This window comes from Oleiphilus sp. HI0066 (assembly GCF_001635725.1).
The window spans coordinates 1-502 of record NZ_LWFH01001530.1 but is presented as its reverse complement, the minus strand read 5'-3'; the positions used below and the strand labels follow the sequence as shown (position 1 = coordinate 502).

The 502-nt window shown below is 42.0% G+C and carries 1 pseudogene; it reads left to right on the top strand.

The features are described 5' to 3' along the window. Positions 1-14: 14 nt before the first annotated feature. Positions 15-502, top strand: a pseudogene (gene glmU / locus A3738_RS23800) (bifunctional UDP-N-acetylglucosamine diphosphorylase/glucosamine-1-phosphate N-acetyltransferase GlmU); the annotation flags it as partial.

Here is a 502-nt window from a genome sequence, read left to right as displayed (position 1 = left end):
CTGAGCTAGTAGAGATGGCTGATGAAGAAACGCTTGCGCTACTTACTATCGAGCTAGCCGATCCAACAGGTTATGGTCGAATCGTTCGTAATATCGCGCAAGAAGTAACTGCGATTGTCGAGCAAAAAGATGCAACTGACGAACAGCTAGCGATCCAAGAAGTAAATACAGGATTCATGGCATTCAGTTCGAATAATATGAATGTATGGCTTCCACAACTTAGGGCTGATAATGCACAAGCAGAATACTACCTGACTGACTTTGTTGCTTTAGCGGTTAATCAAGGAAAAGAAGTTGAAGCGTGTTTTCCGAATTCTCCAGAAGAAGTTCAAGGCGTAAATGATCGCTTACAACTGTGTGAACTTGAATGTTGGTATCAATCCCAACTTGGTGAAGCCTTGTTAAGAAACGGCGTGAGCCTATTTGATCCAAACCGTATTGATATCCGTGGTACTTTGGCCTGTGGTCAAGACGTAACAATCGATTTAAATTGTATCTTTGA